This window comes from Bradyrhizobium sp. AZCC 2262, from assembly GCF_036924535.1.
In the GTDB taxonomy this organism is placed as follows: Bacteria; Pseudomonadota; Alphaproteobacteria; order Rhizobiales; family Xanthobacteraceae; genus Bradyrhizobium.
Map to the genome: position 1 here is coordinate 8515453 of NZ_JAZHRT010000001.1, position 15952 is coordinate 8531404.

The following is a 15952-nucleotide window of genomic DNA, read 5'->3' on the forward strand; positions in this document are numbered from 1 at the left end:
TACCGGTTTTCCGAAGAGATCATGCTCAAATCAAAGAGACAGAGCGGGATGACGATTCGAAGAAAAGTCATCACGTTCTAGAAAAGTCTGCGAACAAAACAAAAAAGCGCAGCCACAATCGGGAGGAGACACTTGGTGAAGATTACCAGACGCAATCTGCTGGCGGCGTCGGCCGCGTTCGCGGTGACGCCGGCGCTGGGGCAGGCGGCAAAGAACATGACGCTGGTGGTGCCGTTCCCGCCGGGAGGCTCCACCGACGCGCTGGCGCGGCTATTGCAGTCTCATCTGCAGACCAGGCTCGGCCGGACCGTGCTGGTGGAGAACAAATCGGGTGCTGCCGGCTCGCTCGGCGCCATACAGGTCGCCAAGAGCGCACCTGATGGCGCGACGTTCCTGGTGACTTTCGATTCGCATGCGGTCATCCCCTCGATCCTCGAAAAGCCGGGGCTGGATGTCGAGAAAGATCTGCTGCCGGTGTTCCTGGTCGGCACCGCGCCCTACGTCCTCGCCGCGAATGCCGAGCGGCCGTACAAGACCATTGCCGACGTGATCGCCGCCTGCAAGGCAAATCCCGGGGCGGTGAAATACGCCTCCGTCGGCATCGGCACGCTCGGCCATCTTGCGATGACGGTGCTCGGCAAGAAGGCCGGCGTCGAGATCACGCATGTGCCCTACCGCGGCGGCGGCCCGGCGATGAACGACGTGCTCGGCGGCCATGTCGACATGATCATCGGATCGGCGGCGCTGATCACGGCGCAACTCGGCACCAACATGCTGCGTCCGATCCTGCAACTGGGGCGCGAGCGGATGCCCGTGCTCAAGGACACGCAGACCGCGATCGAGGCAGGTTTCCCCGATTTCGAGACGCTGGCCTGGTGGGGCGTTTTCGCGCCCAAGGACACGCCGCCCGATGTCATCGCCAGCATGGCCAAATCAGTGAAGGAGATCCTGAGCGAGCCGGCGGTAGCGGCGCAGCTGCAGGAGACGCAGCAGATGACGCTGCTGCTGGCCGACGGCAAGGAGTTCTCGACGTTCTTCGCCAAGCAGGTCAGCATCTGGGGCCAGGTGGTGCGCGAGAACAACATCAAGGCGTAGCAGCGGACGGCTGTCGATCATCTGACATCGTCCGGCCTGGAACCGGCTTCCTTCCGATGCAGCCTATCGGCCGCGTCGGAGGGCTGGCGATGCCGCGCGCGCTTTGGTATGAAGCGGTCAAGTACCCGCCGACGCAGCGGGTCCGCGGTCCCGTAGCTCAGCCGGATAGAGCGACGGTTTCCTAAACCGTAGGTCGCATGTTCGAGTCATGCCGGGATCGCCAACTCTACGGGGTCATAAGTCCAATTTCGGCCAGTCCTAACCGGGCTCCGGATAGATTTGCAGGAACGCCATCGTCGTGTCCCGCGCCCGTCGCGCGATCTCGGCAGCACTTGGGCGATCGGCCACCTGAAGCAGCAGGCCGGTCATCAGGTCGCCCCAGAGCAGGCCCATAAATTTTTCGGTCATCGCGTCGGGATCGCCAGCGAGGAGCCCGGCTGGCTTCGCGTTTGCCATGATCACGCGCAATGCATCGCGCGTGGGCTTGCGGGCGATCGAGTCCAGCGCTTGCGCGACCTTTGGGGCGTGCACGGTTTCAGATATTGCCAGCCGGAACACCGCGACGACGACCGGGTCGGTCGTTTCCGTCAGCAGCCTGGTTGCAAAAGCGGTAAGCACTTCGGTCAGGATTTTCCTGTCGCGCAGTTCGGGGAGATCGGTCGGGGCTTTCAATCGCTGGGCGCGCTCGGTGATGCAGGCGATCAGCATCGCTTCCTTGTTGCCGAACAGCGCGTAAAGCTCCCGCTTCGAAACCCGCGCGCGCGTCGCAATCTCCAGCGTGCTGGTCTGCGCATAGCCGGCCTCCATGAACGCCGAAAGGGCCGCGCCGAGGATCCGCTTCCGGGCCTCGGTCCCGCCGGTTTCCTCCTCGCGCGCCTTCATCCTTGGACTCATCGCCTGATTTTTCCACTTGACTTGGTACCGGATGGTACCATATTTCGATTTATGCGGTACCGAATAGTACCATTGCGAACTCCGATGTAAAGGATACTTGTCATGACGAAGCCAATCCTCGTGACCTCGGCGGCGGGCGGTACCCAGGGCAGAACCGGCCGGCATGTTTCCGAGATGCTGCTTCAGCGTGGCGCTCGCGTGCGCGCTTTCGTGCGCCAGATCGACGAACGCTCCGATCGCTTGAAATCACGCGGCGCTGAAATCTTTGTCGGCGATTTCCTCGATGTCAGGTCTGTCGAGCAGGCCGCGAAGGATGTCTCGGCGATCTATTTTGCCTATCCGGTCCAGGATGGTCTGGCAGACGCGACCGCCGCGATGGCGTTTGCGGCGCGCGAGCATGGCGTTTCCCGGCTGGTCAATCTCGTGATGTATCAGTCGTCGATCGACGCGCCGACGCCACGCATGCGGCAGAACTATCTGTCGGAACAGGTGTTCGAGTGGGCGGGCGTCGGTCCGGTCCATGTTCGGGCCACGGTGTTTTACGAGAATGTGGCGCGTCTTGTCGGCGCGGGCATGCCCGCGCGCGGCGCCATCCGCCTGCCGCTCGGCAATGAAAGCACCATTTTGCCGTTGATCTCGGCCGAAGACGTCGCGCGGATTGCGGTGGGTCTGCTCACGGGTCCCGAGCGGGCCGCAGGAACCGCCTATCCCGTCATCGGCAGCGCCATTTCCATCAAGGAGATCGTGGGGACTTTTGCGCGCGTTCTCAACAGGGACATCCACTACGAGGAGATTGCCGACGAGCAGTGGCGGAGCGAGGTTCTCGCGCGCGGCTGGAATGCGCACGCGGTCGAACATCTGTCCTCGCTCTGGAAGTCGCTCCGCGCCGCCAGCCTTTCGGCCGAGGCCGCGCGCTTCGCCGTGACGGACACGATCGAAAAAATCGGCGGGGCCAAGCCGAAGACGTTCGAACAGTTCGTTTGCGAGCGGCAGTCGGAACCGGCGGTGCAGCCGGCCGCTGCGCGTGCGCAGGCCTAGCCGGGAGGCGGGATCATGAACAGACGCCAGCTATTGGCCGCGGCATTGGCGCCGCTCGCATGGCGCGTTGCGCCTGACGCACTCTCATCAAAGGCATTCGCGGCAACTTCGGAGCGAGATGGAACAATGAGCAAGACAACGCAACGCATCATCGAATGCAATGGCATCCACCTCAACATCGCCGAGCAGGGCGACGGGCCGCTGGTGCTGCTGGTGCACGGTTTTCCTGAATCCTGGTTCTCGTGGCGGCATCAGATCGACGCGCTCGCTGCCGCCGGCTTCCGTGTCGTCGCCCCCGATATGCGCGGCTACGGCAAGAGTGACGCGCCGCAGGCGATCGATCAGTACACGATCCTGCATCTGGTCGGCGACATGGTCGGCATTCTGGATGCCTTGGGTGCTGCGACCGCCGTCATCGTCGGGCATGATTGGGGCGCCAGCGTCGCCTGGCAGGCCGCGCTCATGCGGCCCGACCGCTTCAAGGCGGTCGCAGCACTCAGCGTGCCGTTCCGGCCGCGCGGCAAGGCATTGCCGACAAGCCTGATGCCGCGCACGGAGAATGCGCAATTCTATCAGCTCTATTTCCAGGAGGAGGGCGCGGCGGAAGCGGAGCTGGGACGCGATCCGCGCGCGACCATTCGCAACATGCTGTTCGGGGCGTCCGGCGATGGCGTAGCCGCGGCCCGCGCGGCGGTCGCTGCTGGCGGGCCCGCACCAAACCTTGGCATGGTGCCGAAGGGCGGTGGTTTTCTGCAAGGACCAGGCGCACCCAAAACCCTGCCATCCTGGATCGAAGAAAGCGATATCGACTTTTACGGCGAGGAGTTTCGGCGCAGCGGCTTCCGCGGCGCGCTCAACTATTACCGCAACATCGACCGCAACTGGGAAATCACCGGCGCGATGGCCGGCCTGCAGGTGTCCGTGCCGGCGCTCTACGTCGCGGGCGATCGCGACTTCGTGGTCGCATTCCCCGGCACGGACCAGTTGCTTGCAAACATGAAGACCTTCGTTCCCGGCTTACGCAAGATCCAGATGCTTCCCGGTTGCGGTCACTGGACCCAGCAGGAGCGGCCGAACGAAGTCAGTGCCGCGCTCGTCGAATTCATTCGAGCCCAGCCGAGCCGCGGATGACGGCACTACCGTAGGCGACGTCTATGCGCCCTTCGCCAGCAGCGCCTTGAAATCCGCGCGGGCGCGTTGCGCTTCTCGCCTGGCGGTCTCGGAGGCTTCGCCAAGACCGAAATAGCCGTGGATCAGGCCGAGGCCGTCGTGATAGCTGGTCGGAACGCTGGCTGCCTTTAGCGCGTCGGCGTAGGCCTTGCCCTCGTCGCGGAGCGGATCGAACCAGGCGGTGCAGACGATCGCGGGCGCAAGACCTGCAAGGTTTTTGGCGCGCAGCGGCGAGACGCGCCAGTCGGTGCCGTGGCTTTTGTCGGCGAGATAATGGCCGCAAAACCATTCCATGGTGGCGCGGGTGAGGAAATAGCCTTCTGCGTTCTCGCTGCGTGAGGGGAAGCGGGCGTTTTCCGTCGCATCCGCGAAATTTCCGGCGACGTCGGTGACGGGATAGACCAGCAGCTGCGCCGCCAGTTTGATGCCGGCGTCGCGGCAGGCGATCGCGGTGGCGGCCGCCAGATTGCCGCCGGCGCTGTCACCGGCCACGCCGACGCGCTTCTCGTCGCCGCCGAATTCGGCGATGCGGGCGATGACGTCCTTGGTGGCGGCGAAGGCATCCTCGAAGGCGGCGGGAAAGCGCACCTCCGGCGGGCGGCGATAATCGACCGAGACGACGACCGCGCCAGTCTCGATCGCAAGCCAGCGCGCTTGCCGGTCATGGGTGTCGAGATCGCCGGCGACCCAGCCGCCGCCGTGGAAGAACACGACTGTCGGCGATTTCTCGTTCGAATTCCGGTAGGCCCGCGCGCCGAGGAAACTGGCGGCGCCTTTCACCTTGATGTCCTCCGCGCTCATCACCGGTGGCGGCGGGACGTCCGCGCGCGAGGCGGCCAGCGCACGAAGCGCATCGCGCGCGCTCTGCGGCGTCAGCGTCGTGGCATCGCGCAGCGGCAGCAGCGGAATGATCTGGGCGACGACGGGATCGAGCGGCGTAATCATGCGGGGTGTGCCTCACTTCGGAATGAGCCGACAGCATAGATAACGGGCGTGCCCGCCGCAATCGCACCATTTTGTGAGCAGACGAGCCGATTTCCTTCAATTGGTAATGAGTCCTGCAAGCAGATGAACAGCAGCCGCATTGTCAGATTTTGCTGCAGTTGCCGCTTACCGATGCATCGCGATGACAGACTTGCAGATGCTCACGTGAAGCACGCAGTTCTTAGAGAGATTCAATTCCTTCAGTGTTCTATTCGTTCGCAGAGACTGGTAGACGGCGGGCCGCGTGAATCGCGTTTTGTGAAGTGGAAGTGAAGCGAAGTGACGACCAGTGCTGATTGCCGGCTCGTAGAGGACCATCGAAACCGAATCGACAAGCGCCACGCGCAATTACTTATCGGTGCGGCATTCCTGCTGGTTGATCTATCGTTCTCGACCACGATGGCAAAAGCGCAATCGAGCGTAGCGCTGCCGGCGGTGACGGTCGAATCGCCGACGCAAAGGCGGAAGCTCGCCCGCCCGGCAAGCCCTTCTGCGCAACGGACCCAGGCCGCTGCCGCGCGTCAGCGCAATCAAAATGCGACGCCCGCACAACCGACACCGTCAGAACGCGCCGCCGCTGCAGCGGCCGCCCTGAATGAAGCCAAGCTCGGCTATCGCGCGATGCCGAATTCGACCACGCTGCGCACTGGCGCGTCCCCGCTCGATACCTCGCAATCCGTCAATATCGTACCCGAGCAGGTCATCAAGGATCAGCTACCGCGCAAACATCGACGACGCGCTCGTCAATATCAGCGGCATCACCCAGACCAACACGCTCGCCGGCACGCAGGACGCCGTCATCCGGCGTGGCTTCGGCGATAATCGCGACGGCTCGATCATGCGCAACGGCATGTCGCTGGTTCAAGGCCGCAGCCTCAATCCCGCGGTCGAAAGCGTCGAGGTGCTGAAAGGTCCTGCTTCGCTGCTCTATGGCATCATGGATCCCGGCGGCATCGTCAACACGATCAGCAAGCGTCCGGAACTCTATCAGCACGGGTCGGTTACCCTGCTTGGCTCGACCTATGGCGGCGGCAAGAGCGGCGCGGACGGGACCTTCGATATCACCGGCCCGATCGGCAAGGACGGTCTGGCCTATCGCTTCATCGCCTATGGCGTCAACGAGGAATACTGGCGCAATTTCGGGCGCCACCGCGAAACGCTGATTGCGCCATCGCTGGCGTGGTATGGCGAGAACACCACGATCCAGCTCAACTACGAGCATCGCGATTTTCTTTCTCCGTTCGACCGCGGCACGGCGCTCGACTCCCGCACCAACAAGCCGCTTGCCATACCGGCGACACGCCGGCTCGACGAGCCCTATAACAACATGTGGGGAACATCCGACCTGATGCAGGCATCGGTCGAACACAGACTCAACAACGACTGGAAACTCTACGCGGCCTGCAACGACAACACCGAGAGCTTCAGCGCCAACCAGCTGCGCATCACCGCGGTCAACCCCGTCACCGGTATCGTGACCCGCGGCAATGACGGCAACCGGGGTTCGCTCAGCAACGTCAGTTACGGCACATCCTACCTGCAGGGTGGCTTCCGGCTCGGCGGGATGCGTCGCACGACGGCGCGCGGGACGAATTCCGGATTGATGCCGTCACCGGCCGGCTGGTTTCGTCGGAGGTCTACGCGGACAAATCAATCGGCGAGCGGATCCTTGCCAGCGTGCTGGACATTCACCGCGGCAGCATATTTGGCTGGCCGGGCCAGCTGCTGTTCATGATGGCCGCGGCCCTGATGCCGCTGTTCATGGTCACCGGCTTTGTGCTGTATCTTTCGCGCCGAAAGCATCGGCGCATGTCGCGGCGGATGATCGGGAGCCTGGTTCCGGGCGAATGAAGCGCGCAGCCGTGCAGGCTTGTGTGGAACATGCGGCAGCATCGGTAGCGGCCGCCGCAGTCGCGGCGTTTGGCCCAGGCAGACCAGTCGATTTCCTTCAATCGATAGTTAAGTCCCGCAAGCAGATACGCGGGGGCGCGCAGATGGAATCGTGCGCCGTTTACTTTTCGTTATCCATAAACCGGTGCGTGCGGGGAACGGCCGGCCGCGCCGCTCATTACTCCTTACCAGAGGAGTGGTGCGATGAATCAATTTGCCGGGGTGGACCGGGCGCTCGACGAAATGCTGGTGCAACTCGGCGGGATGGTGCTGAGGCTGTCCAGCCCGCAGGTGACGCGAACGCCCGAAGAGCGGCACGCGCTGGCGTGCTCGGTCAATCAATATTCGGTGTGTGCGGCGCGCTCGGACGATCCGCGCGTGCACGAGCTCAAGATCGAACTGGAAGAGACGGTCAAGCCGAAATTGCGGCTGGTCGCCAGCCGGTAAAGTACGCCGCCTGATCCCCTCTGTGACGCAAGCCGCTTCGGAAAAGGCGGGCGGCCGGGCCGCCTGGCGCAAAGACGCGCTTCGCGCTTTTGCCCGTCCGTCGCAACGTGCAGACCTCAAAGCGTCTTGAGGTATTCGATCAGTGCCTTTCGATCGCCCTCCAGCAGCTCCGGTCCGATCAGGCCTTTGATTTCCTTGTCCTTGTTGTAGTCCTTCCTGAATTCGTGACCTCTGTTCGAGTTTCCGCGAATGGAGGTATCGAATTTGAAGCCGTTGGTGATCGGGTCGGTGTTGTAGCCGAGCTTCACGGGGTCGTATTCGCGGCTGCCGAGATAGAATGTCGGCGGCCTTTTCTCGGGATCCCCGAGCAGATCTTCGATGGTCGGCACCGAACCGTTGTGCAGGTACGGCGGCGTCGCCCAGACGCCGTTGAGCGGACGCACCTTGTAGGCAAGCTCACCCCGGAGTTCGTTCGGCATATATCCTTCGATCCGCTTCCGCTCCGCCGGGCTCGTGGGTGGTTTCTTCTGGTCGAAGACGTAGTTGACGGTCTTCTCGACCAGATCGCCCAGTGCGAATGCGAAACTGCTGCTCTTGATCCCGAGATTTTCGGGGACCGCGACCGTGCGGGCCCCCATGTCTGCCGCCTGTGCGGGATCGGTTCCGATATGCGAGATCGGGATATTCTCGACCTTGAGGATCGGCTCGCCGGCCTCATTCCTGGTCCACCAGTCCTTGTTGTTGAAATCGTAGAACGCCTCGCTTGTCACCGGCGGGCGGTGACAGCCCTCGCAATGGGTCTTGTAGAGTTCGGCGCCCTTGTCGGCCAGTTTCTGATCGAACGGCGGCAGAATGTCGGCCGGCCATTTCGGAGATTTCAGGCCCGGAAAACCAGTCTTGGCGTTCGGCAGCGAGTCACCCTTGATCATCTGCTCCATCTTGAACAGCCGATCCACGTCCACGCTGGACTTATACAGTCCCTTCGACGGCTCGGTCAGATTGAGCTCCGCCGACACGCCGAGCGACTCGCCGGCGTTGCGCACCATAGGCTGCATGATGGAGCCGTTATACTGCACCCAGTCGAACCACGGCGTGTTCCAGATCCGTGGGTAATGCACCGGCGCGGAGGAGCCGGCGTAGTTTTCCGGCTTCCTCAGGTCGATTGAAAACACCTGGTTGCCGATCCGGTTGAGCGCATCGAGCCGTCCGTAACCTTCCAGGATGCTTTGGGAGGCCACCCGCTCTTCCAGGTTCTTGACGTGCTTGTACTGATTGAGAACCTGTTCGAGCTGGTTCCTCAGCGTTTCGCGGTCGTCGAGTGTGGCGTCCGGCCCCAGGATGCGCTCGGCGAAACGGTCGAACCGGCCGGGCCAGTAGCGCGTCAGCAAGAGCGAGATGCCCATGCCTTGCTTCATCGCGAGGAGATTGGTGAGCGCCGGTCCACCGTCAATGACGACGGCGGTGTCCTTGTAGGTGAAGCTGCCGGTGTGGCAGGCCGCGCAGGTCAGGCCGACACCGTTCATCTCCTTCTTGGTGCGCGGGTTGCGCCATACCGCGCCCGTCGAATCGAGCATCGGTGTGCCTTTCGCGAATCCGATCGGAAGCGCCTCCTTGCCGGGGATGATGGTATCCGGAATGAAGCCATAGCGGTCGAGATAGGCGGTGTCGCTGAACAGGCCGACCTTGCTGAACGGCACCCACGAAATCGTCGGCTGCTCCAGCGCCATGAACCAGTCATAGGGGAAGCCGAATGTCCGCGTTCCCTGGTCGGCGTGATAGAACCAGCTCAGATCTTTCTTGCTGACTCCCTGGTCGAGCCAGACGGTCTTCTTCGGCGTGGGATGCTCCACGATCTTCACATGCAGATCCTGCCAGAGCTTGGCGATATCGTCCTTGAAGGCGACATAACCGCCGACGATCGCCAGCACGATCACAATTGTCGCAATCCTCTTGCCACCCATGGCCTGCCCCCTGCCCAAAAACCGCGCCAGTGGCGCGCAATATCGGTCTGTTATCAAAAAACGCCGGAAGGCGAATCACCTTCGGCGTGCGGTTGAGTATGATGCCATCTTATAGTGGCGCTACACGTCTGTCCATGAATCCGATTCCTCTGGCCGGGGTGCGGTCGGCTGGCTTATCTCTCGCCCGGCTTTTTCCAGTATAGAGTTCCGATCATGCAGCAGAGTGTCGGATAGATCACATGAAGGCAGCCGAGGCGGAATCGGTCCGAATTGAGATCGGGCCCAATGAGGCGGTCTCCGGGTTGCTGATCCAGCCGCCGCAGGCACGCGCATGTTATGTGTTTGCGCACGGAGCAGGCGCGGGCATGACCCATGCGTCGATGGAGACCGTCGCCGCTGACCTCGGCGCACGCAGCATTGCGACGCTGCGCTATCAATTCCCCTACATGGAAAAAGGCGGCAAGCGGCCCGATGCGCCCGCGGTCGCGCACGCCGCGGTGCGAGCGGCGGTGGCGGAAGCCGCGCGACGCTGTCCCGCGCTGCCGCTGATCGCGGGCGGCCGATCGTTCGGCGGGCGCATGACATCGCAGGCGCAGGCGTTGTCCGCGTTGCCCGGCGTGCGGGGGCTGGCGTTTCTCGGTTTTCCGCTGCATCCGGCCGGAAAGCCTTCCAGCGATCGGGCCAAGCATCTCGCCGAGGTCAAAATCCCGATGCTGTTCCTCCAGGGCACGCGCGATGCGCTCGCGGAATTGAGTCTGCTCAAGCCGGTCGTCAAGGGCCTCGGATCGCGCGCGACGCTGCAGTTGCTTGAAGGCGCCGATCATTCCTTTCATGTGCTGAAGAGTTCGGGGCGGAATGATCGCGAGGTGATGGATGAGGCGTTGGACGCGTTCGCCGCGTGGGTAGATGGGATTATCGGCTAGCTCAGATGTCGTCCCTGCGAACGCAGGGACCCATAACCACAACCGTGTATTGTTGAAAAATGCCGTCTCCTATCGTGCCCTTTCCGCGGGCCGCGGCGTATGGGTCCCTGCGTTCGCAGGGACGACGGATGATAGAGTTGCGCCGTGCGCCATACCCACTACGATACGCCCATGATAAAAATCCTGATCGTCAATCCGAATACGACTGCCTCGATGACCGAAACGATCGGCGCCGCTGCGCGCGCCGTCGCGGCGCCCGGCACCGAAATATCCGCAGTAACGTCAGCGATGGGGCCGGTCTCGATCGAGGGCTATTACGACGAGGCGTTCGCCGTGCCGGGCCTGATCCAGGCACTGATGAATGCGCCTGATGCCGATGCGGCGATCGTCGCTTGTTTCGACGACACCGGCCTCGACGCCGCGCGGACCGCCGCGCATTTCCCGGTGGTCGGCATCTGCGAGGCGGCGCTGGTGACGGCGGGCCAGATCGCAAAACGCATCGCCGTCGTCACCACGCTGCCGCGCTCGATCGTGCCGCTGGAGGAACTGGTGCGCCGCTATGGTTTTGCGGAGAGGGTGCGGGTCACCGCCTGCGACGTCGCGGTGCTCGATCTCGACAAGCCCGGCTCGGGCGCTGAAGCGAAGCTTGAGGCTGAGATTGCCCACGCGCTGGATAAAGGCGCGGAAGCGATCGTGCTGGGCTGCGCGGGCATGGCCGATCTCGCGCAAAAACTGTCGCGGAAATTTGACGTGCCCGTCGTCGATGGCGTGGCAGCCGCGGTGAAGCAGGCCGAGGCGCTGGCCGGCCTGAAGCTCAAGACGTCCCGGCGTGGCTCGTACGCGTCGCCGGGCGTGAAGGACTATGATGGGTTACTCAAGCCGTTTGCGCCAAAAACATCAGGTCGCGTGTAGCCCGGATGGGGCGAAGCGCAATCCGGGGGAATCGCGCAGCCGGCCAGCCTTGCGAGCAGTCCCGGATTTCGCTGCGCTCCATCCGGGCTACGCATCTGTTACGCCGCCGTTGGCGCTCCATAGATCTTGTCGCGCAGCCGCCGCATGCCGGTGAGCCAGCGGTCGCGGCTGGACGCCTTGCGCTGCATGTATTCGGCGACCTGCGGGTGCGACAGGATGAGAAAGCGCTCTTGCTCCATCGCCTCGATCACCATGCGCGCCACTTCCGGCGATTGCAGCACGCCGTCGACCCGCGCGGCGCTCGGGCCCGGCGTCGTCATGCCTGTTTGCACCGATTGCGGGCACAGCACGGACACGCGGATGCCGCGGTCGCCATATTGAATGGCGAGATGCTCGGCTAGCGCCACCGCCGCATTTTTCGTCACGCCATAAGGCATCGAGTTCAGCGAGGCCAGCAGGCCCGCCGCGGAAGCGGTGTTGAGGAGATAGCCGGAGCCCCGCGCAAGCATGCCAGGTACCAGGGCGCGCGCTGCGAACACGTGGCTCATGACATGGACGCGCCAGCTTACGTCCCAGTCGGCGTCGGAGGCGGTCTCCTGTCCCTTGCGCGACAGGCCGGCGTTGGAAAAGAACACGTCGACCGGGCCATATTTGTCTTCGGCCGCGGCGATCAGCGCCTTGATGTCTTCTTCCAGCCCGACATCGGCCGTGATCGGCAAGCCGTCGATGTCGCCGGCGACCTTCGCCAGCTTGTCGCGCGATGTCTTCAGGTCGGCGACAACGACGCCGCGCGCACCGGCCTCCGCATAGGCGCGCGCCACCGCCTCGCCGATGCCGCTCGCAGCTCCCGTAACGATGCAGACCTTGCCTTTGACGTGCATGTTCGGCTTCCCTTGTTTTCTTTTTCTTGAATGGCGTCGAGAGTGATACGACCTCCGCGGCGCGGTCAATGCCGGTTTGCGCCGGCGATCAATTTTTTGCAGGCACGGTGCGCGCCGCTGGTGTCGGCTTCGCCAGCGTGCGATGACGTCGCGCGGGGCAATCAGGATCGGGAGAATTGAAGAATGCTCGAAGTGCGGGATGAGTCGAATGCGACGGCGCCGCTTGCGGACGCTCCGGAGTGGACGAGCGAGGCGGCCTGGTCGCTCTACCGGCTCCCCTTCAACGATCTGCTGTTCCAGGCGCAAACCATTCACCGCCGGCATTTCGATCCCAACCGCGTGCAGCTCAGCAAGCTGCTCAATATCAAGACCGGCGGCTGCCCGGAGGATTGCGGCTATTGCAGCCAGTCCTCGCATCATTCGACGGGGCTTGCCGCCTCGAAGCTGATGGAGGTCGAAAAGGTCGTCGCCGAGGCACGCAAAGCCAAGGCCGGCGGCGCGACGCGCTACTGCATGGGCGCGGCATGGCGCAATCCGAAGCCGAGAGACATGGATGCCATCGTCGAAATGGTCGGCGCCGTGAAAGCGCTCGGGCTCGAGACCTGCATGACACTGGGAATGCTGGACCGCGATCAGTCGGACCGCCTCAGCGCCGCGGGGCTCGACTACTACAACCACAATATCGATACGTCGGCGCGCTATTACCCGCAGGTGACCTCGACGCGCAATTTTTCCGATCGTCTCGACACGCTGGAGAATGTCCGGCAATCCGGCATGAAAGTGTGTTGCGGAGGCATCCTCGGCATGGGCGAGGAAGAAACCGACCGCGTCGAAATGCTGGTCACCCTTGCGAACCTGGCCGAGCCGCCGGAAAGCGTTCCGATCAACATGCTGATTCCGATCGCCGGCACGCCGCTCGCCAAGGCGGCGCCGATCGCGCCAATCGAGTTTGTCCGGATCGTCGCGCTCGCGCGCATCATGATGCCGAAATCATATGTCCGCCTGTCGGCGGGCCGCTCGGCAATGACGGATGAGATGCAGGCGCTCTGCTTCTTCGCGGGGGCGAATTCGATTTTCGTCGGCGACACCTTGCTGACGGCCGGTAATCCGGAGGACGAGGCCGACCGGAAGCTGTTCAATCGGCTGGGACTGCAGGCGATCTGACCGGGGTGGGCACAGCCGGCCTTCAGCCCTGATAGAGCCCCTTGTCGCGTGCCTGGCGGATGGCGAGCGCCGCCATCATGTCGAGCATCGGTGTCGACAGTCCGGCGGCGCGCGCGAACGCGGCAGGGGCGCGGACCAGCACGTCGATCTCCATGGCGCGGCCGAGTTCGTAATCCTGCAGGATTGAAGGCTTGTGGTCCGGTGCGGGGCCGGAGCGCGTGACGCGCTTGACCTCGGGGAAACAGCTCTGCGCAATGCTGTTGGCCTCGTCGAGCAGGCGCGGCACGATTTCGGCAAGCGCCGGATCGTCGCGCACGGCGCGTGCGGTCTGTCCGGTCAACAGGCATAGCACCGACATCGACATGTTGGTCAGGAGTTTTGACCAGATCGTTTCCCGGATCTGCGTGACCTCGGGCGAATCGATCGAGGCTTCGTTGAGCGCCGCACGCAGCCGTGCGACCCTCTCGCTGGCGCGGTCGTCGCATTCGCCGATCAGGAGCCGGTTGCGCTCGGGCGAAAGGTTCGCGACCACGCCCGGCGCGACGACTTCATTCGACGAGAACACTACGCCGCCGACGATAAGCTGTTTCGGGATGGCGGCGCGCAGGCGGCCGCCGGGATCGAGGAAGGCCAGGTCCGGCACCGGCGGATGCCTTGGCGAGAGCCCGATATCGTACCACCAGGGAACGCCGTTCTGTGCGAACACCACGGCGGTGTCCTCGCCGAGCAGCGGCTGCAGCCCTTCCGCGAGGCTGGGGAGGCCCGTTGCCTTCAGCGTGCAGATGACAGCGTCCTGCCGGCCCAGCGTGGCGGGGTCGCTCGATGCGCGCACCTTCGCCTTGAACTCGCCATTTCCAACACGCAGCGTCAGCTCGCCGGCTTTCACGGCATCCAGATGTGCGCCCCGCATCACGCAGGAAACGTCATGGCCTGCCAGTGCGAGCCGCACGGCAAAATGGCTGCCGACGGCGCCCGCACCGAAAACGCAAATCCGCATGGGTGGAAATCCTGCTGGGAGGGAAGGGCGTTGCTAGTTTTCACAAGCCGTGATCGGGCGCAACTGGTCCGCCGCACAGGGCGGGTTGCGGAAGGCGCGGCCTCGGCAGCGCGGGGAACCTTGCCGTTCAGTCAACGTTCATCCGTGTGCCGTCAAGCTCGCGGCATAGCGACAATGGGACGTGCGACCATGATGGGACGTACCATGTCAAAGATCACGCTGGGAATTGCCGCGATTGTTTTTGCAACGGTGCTGTCCGTGGCGGACTTTGCAATTGCAAGAGGCGGCGGTGGTCATGGAGGTGGCCACGGCGGCGGTCACGGTGGCGGCCACGGCGGGGGGCGCGGCGGCGGTCATCATGGCGGGGGTGGACACCATTTCGGCGGCCGGCATGGCGGCGGTCATTTTCACGGCAGGGCGGCGCATTTCCGTTCGTTTTCCGGACATCGCTCATTCTCCGCACGCCGTTCGTTCTCTACCCAACGCATGAATTTCGCGGGCAGTGGCGGCCGGGCGCTGAACTCGCGCGCACTCGCCCGCAGCTATCGCCATGCCGCAGCGCTGCATCGTCCCGCGGTACGGGCCAGCGTGACCGCGGGCGCGGCGCTCGCCGGCTGGCAATACGGACGGTCCAGAGGCGGCGGCTGGTGGCGCCACGGCAATGGCGGCTACGGCTGGGTCGGGCCGCTGTTCTGGCCGTTCGCCTATTTTGACATCTACGACTACGCACTATGGGGACCGCGTGTCGGCGCCCCGTTCTGGTACTACGGCTATGACGACATTTATGCCGGCCTGTTCGGCCCCTATGACTATGAGGGGCTTACGCGCTACCTGCCGCCGCGTGGTTCGCCCAACGCCGGGCCGGACCGGCTCGCGCTATTATGCGGCGAGGACAGCCGCGAAATCGCCGGCCTGCCGATCGACCTGATCGCGCAGGCGATCGAGCCGACCGAGGCGCAGCGCGCGGCCCTCGACGATCTCGCCAATGCATCGGTGACGTCAGCGCAGAAGATCAAGGCGGCGTGCCCGACCACGGTTGTGCTGACGGCGTCCGGCCGGCTTGCCTCGATGCAGCAACGCATCGAGGCGATGATATCAGGCGTCGCGACCGTGCAGCCGGCGCTGGACAAGCTGTACGGCCTGCTGACCGACGAGCAGAAAGCGCGGATGAATGCGGTCGCCGAGGATCAGGAAAGGAAGACCGAGCGGCGCCGTAACCGGTCGTTGGCGCGGCCCTGTGACGTCACGCAATCGTCGGCCTTGCAATGGCCGGCCGAGGAGATCGAGGCGCGGCTGCATCCGACCGAGGCGCAACGCACCGGCTTGACCTCCCTGCAGAACGCCAGCGCAAAGGCGGCCGACATGCTGGCCACATCGTGCCGGATCGACGAATCGGCCACGCCATCGGCGCGGCTTGCCGCCGTTGGCAAGCGCCTCGATGTCATGCTGCAGTCGGTCAAGCTCGTGCGCACCGCGCTCGATGATTTCTATGCGATGCTGAGCGACGAGCAGAAGGCGCAGTTCGAGGCGATCGGTCCAAGGCGGACGTCCCTGGCCGACAGGGCAGATATGATGCAGCGGCGCGGCCGGAGGTAG

At 63.9% G+C, this 15952-nt stretch carries 13 protein-coding genes, 1 tRNA gene and 2 pseudogenes; 11 read left to right on the forward strand and 5 right to left on the reverse strand.

The window, feature by feature from the left end:
• Positions 1 to 135 precede the first annotated feature (135 nt).
• Both V1283_RS39945 and V1283_RS39950 read left to right on the forward strand, forming a co-directional pair.
• Complete coding sequence (locus V1283_RS39945; protein ID WP_334392052.1) at positions 136 to 1095, forward strand: Bug family tripartite tricarboxylate transporter substrate binding protein; 960 nt, start codon at positions 136 to 138, stop codon at positions 1093 to 1095.
• 146 nt (positions 1096 to 1241) lie between these two features.
• Positions 1242 to 1318 (forward strand) — tRNA-Arg (locus V1283_RS39950).
• Positions 1319 to 1353: 35 nt separating this feature from the next.
• On the opposite strand, the gene V1283_RS39955 is transcribed toward V1283_RS39950, so the two are convergent.
• Positions 1354 to 1989 (reverse strand): TetR/AcrR family transcriptional regulator, encoded by a 636-nt coding sequence (locus V1283_RS39955; protein ID WP_334392053.1) that lies wholly within the window; start codon positions 1987 to 1989, stop codon positions 1354 to 1356.
• Positions 1990 to 2091: 102 nt separating this feature from the next.
• On the opposite strand from V1283_RS39955, the gene V1283_RS39960 reads away from it, so the two are divergent.
• Both V1283_RS39960 and V1283_RS39965 read left to right on the forward strand, forming a co-directional pair.
• Complete coding sequence (locus V1283_RS39960) at positions 2092 to 3027, forward strand: NmrA family NAD(P)-binding protein (RefSeq protein ID WP_334392054.1); 936 nt, start codon at positions 2092 to 2094, stop codon at positions 3025 to 3027.
• 126 nt (positions 3028 to 3153) lie between these two features.
• Positions 3154 to 4158: an alpha/beta fold hydrolase gene (locus tag V1283_RS39965; protein WP_334392055.1), complete on the forward strand. Its 1005-nt coding sequence runs from the start codon at positions 3154 to 3156 to the stop codon at positions 4156 to 4158.
• 21 nt (positions 4159 to 4179) lie between these two features.
• Here the strand turns inward: V1283_RS39965 and V1283_RS39970 are convergent, their stop codons facing one another.
• The gene (locus V1283_RS39970) at positions 4180 to 5142 is read right to left on the reverse strand and encodes an alpha/beta hydrolase (protein WP_334392056.1); all 963 of its coding nucleotides are present in this window, start codon (positions 5140 to 5142) and stop codon (positions 4180 to 4182) included.
• Positions 5143 to 5580: 438 nt separating this feature from the next.
• Here V1283_RS39970 and V1283_RS39975 point away from each other — a divergent pair.
• From V1283_RS39975 to V1283_RS39985, 3 genes and pseudogenes are all read left to right on the forward strand, one after another.
• Positions 5581 to 6769: pseudogene (locus V1283_RS39975) on the forward strand (TonB-dependent siderophore receptor); the annotation flags it as partial.
• A pseudogene (locus V1283_RS39980) lies at positions 6751 to 7032 on the forward strand (PepSY domain-containing protein); the annotation flags it as partial. The pseudogenes V1283_RS39975 and V1283_RS39980, both read left to right, overlap by 19 nt.
• Positions 7033 to 7275: 243 nt before the next feature.
• Positions 7276 to 7518, forward strand: a complete 243-nt coding sequence (locus V1283_RS39985) for a hypothetical protein (RefSeq protein ID WP_334392057.1) — start codon at positions 7276 to 7278, stop codon at positions 7516 to 7518.
• Between the two features lie 116 nt (positions 7519 to 7634).
• On the opposite strand, the gene V1283_RS39990 is transcribed toward V1283_RS39985, so the two are convergent.
• On the reverse strand, positions 7635 to 9479 hold the full coding sequence (locus V1283_RS39990) for a di-heme-cytochrome C peroxidase (protein ID WP_334392058.1): 1845 nt from the start codon (positions 9477 to 9479) through the stop codon (positions 7635 to 7637).
• A 239-nt stretch (positions 9480 to 9718) separates the two neighbouring features.
• Between V1283_RS39990 and V1283_RS39995 the strand changes: the two genes are divergently transcribed.
• Positions 9719 to 10402: an alpha/beta hydrolase family protein gene (locus V1283_RS39995; RefSeq protein ID WP_334392059.1), complete on the forward strand. Its 684-nt coding sequence runs from the start codon at positions 9719 to 9721 to the stop codon at positions 10400 to 10402.
• A 171-nt stretch (positions 10403 to 10573) separates the two neighbouring features.
• The gene (locus tag V1283_RS40000) at positions 10574 to 11314 is read left to right on the forward strand and encodes an aspartate/glutamate racemase family protein (protein WP_334392060.1); all 741 of its coding nucleotides are present in this window, start codon (positions 10574 to 10576) and stop codon (positions 11312 to 11314) included.
• Between the two features lie 98 nt (positions 11315 to 11412).
• Here V1283_RS40000 and V1283_RS40005 read toward each other — a convergent pair whose 3' ends face one another.
• The gene (locus V1283_RS40005; RefSeq protein ID WP_334392061.1) at positions 11413 to 12195 is read right to left on the reverse strand and encodes an SDR family oxidoreductase; all 783 of its coding nucleotides are present in this window, start codon (positions 12193 to 12195) and stop codon (positions 11413 to 11415) included.
• Between the two features lie 183 nt (positions 12196 to 12378).
• On the opposite strand from V1283_RS40005, the gene bioB reads away from it, so the two are divergent.
• Positions 12379 to 13359, forward strand: coding sequence for a biotin synthase BioB (gene bioB, locus V1283_RS40010; protein ID WP_334392062.1), 981 nt, complete (start codon positions 12379 to 12381; stop codon positions 13357 to 13359).
• Between the two features lie 22 nt (positions 13360 to 13381).
• Here the strand turns inward: bioB and V1283_RS40015 are convergent, their stop codons facing one another.
• On the reverse strand, positions 13382 to 14356 hold the full coding sequence (locus V1283_RS40015; protein ID WP_334392063.1) for a ketopantoate reductase family protein: 975 nt from the start codon (positions 14354 to 14356) through the stop codon (positions 13382 to 13384).
• Between the two features lie 204 nt (positions 14357 to 14560).
• Between V1283_RS40015 and V1283_RS40020 the strand changes: the two genes are divergently transcribed.
• Entirely contained in the window at positions 14561 to 15952 is a 1392-nt protein-coding gene (locus V1283_RS40020; RefSeq protein ID WP_334392064.1) for a Spy/CpxP family protein refolding chaperone, read from the forward strand.